Raw genomic sequence first — 1691 nt, 5'->3', positions numbered from 1 at the left:
CGCGTTCGAAGGCGGCGAGGACGAGTTGTCGCTGTCGGTCGGTGAGGAGATGGCTCGCGAAGTCGGTGCCGAATGTGCGGACGTACTCGATGTCGAACCGAATCTCGGCGTCAGCGAGACGGTCGCCGAGGCGGGACAACCGACCGGAAGTCGTCGTCAGTTCCCACGTGACCTCGCCGTCCCGAACCACGAACGGCGTTTGCGGAAGCACACCCGTCCGCCACACCGGCGTCAGAAGCACGGGGGTTTCCGTTTCGACCTGCAACAACAGTTCGTCGTCGTGCGTCCAGAGCAGGTCGAGGTCGGTTACGTCCTCCCGCCGCTCGATATCGACGAGTACCTCGGACCCGTTGGAAGCGGTGCATTCGAGGAGGGCGATACCCGTCGTCTCCCCCGCGAGCGTGGCGACGACCGCAAATTCGATGTCCGGGTGTGCGGTCGAAACGCCGTGTATCCACGTCTCTTCCGGTATCGTTACGATGAGCTTGGTGTGTGGCATACGAAATCGGTCGGTGGTGGACACGAGGTGCGTCGGAAAGGAAACCGGTAGTGCGAACATGTTCGTACGACGCTGACCGGTTCGCGCCAAGCCATACCGGAGCACGCGGCGTAGCGACTGCACGGAGAACTATGCAAAAACGAATCGATCCGTTCCTCACGATGGCGAGTCTCTATCTCTCCGTCGGCCTTCTGGCGTTGCTCGGACGGCTGACGACGGGGATGGGACTCACCGAAACACTTCCCAGACTCCGGTGGCTGTTGATTCACTTCGTCACCATCGGCGCGATGACACAGGCGCTGTTCGGACTCCTCCCGTCGCTGCTCGCGTCGGTCGGGGGCACGGAATCGCGCCCGACGAACGCCTCGCGCTGGCGTCAGTGGCTGCTGTTGAACGTCGGATTTCCGACCCTCGTCGTCGGGATGGCGGCCGGTTCGACGACGACCGCCGTCGTCGGCGGGAGTTTCGTGCTGCTCGCGCTGGTCTCGCTCACGGTCACGGTATTCCGCCTTTCGTCCCGTCCGCGCGGTCGGCTGGGGCGGTTCTACCGGACGGCTCCGTGGTTCCTCGTCGTCGGCGTCTCCATGGCGTTCGGGATGTTTCTCGACGTTCACGGCCCGGGCGGCTACTTCGGCTCCATCGAGGCGCACGTCCACGCGAACGTGTGGGGCTTTCTCGCTCTCGTCGCCGCCGGGACCCTGTTACACCTCGTCCCCGCGCTGGACGGCACGACCCTCCGCTATCCGACGCTCGTTCCCGTCACCTACTGGGGGCTGACACTCGGCGCAATCGGTCTCGTCTCCGGTCCGTGGCTGGCGTTCCACGCCCTGACGTTCGGTGGCCTGTCGGTGTACGTCGTCGGGACTGTCGCGCTCCTCGTGAACGTCGTCGGCACGAGGCGGGCGAGCGGGTGCCGCCCGGACGCTCGCATCGGCCACGTGCTCGGAGCGTACCTCTGGCTCGTCGTCCCGGTCCCGTTCGCGCCGCTGGTGCTGTTGTTTCCGACCGCCGTCCCGGGTGCCCCCATCGAAACCGCCGCCATCAACGGATTGGTGTTCGGGTGGATGCTCCAGTTGGCGATGGCGTTCCTTCCGGTCGCCGCCGCCTCGGCCGACGGCCGACCGTGGTCCTTCGACCTCGAAACGGCGGCCGAACGGGCGATATCTCCGTCGTGGGTCGAACTCGGCAGCCT

The 1691-nt window shown here is 65.8% G+C and carries 2 protein-coding genes; one reads left to right on the top strand and one right to left on the bottom strand.

Features of this window, described 5'->3' with window-relative positions:
- Nucleotides 1-499, bottom strand: a 499-nt coding sequence (locus BG842_RS10275; RefSeq protein ID WP_254663047.1) for a bacterio-opsin activator, incomplete at its 3' end; no start/stop codon positions are given.
- Nucleotides 500-630: 131 nt separating this feature from the next.
- Here BG842_RS10275 and BG842_RS10270 point away from each other — a divergent pair.
- A partial coding sequence (locus BG842_RS10270; RefSeq protein ID WP_069450663.1) for a hypothetical protein occupies nucleotides 631-1691 on the top strand: 1061 nt, incomplete at its 3' end.

It is taken from the genome of Haladaptatus sp. W1 (genome assembly GCF_001723155.1).
GTDB lineage: Archaea > Halobacteriota > Halobacteria > Halobacteriales > Haladaptataceae > Haladaptatus > Haladaptatus paucihalophilus.
This window is presented reverse-complemented; position numbering and strand designations above follow the sequence as displayed.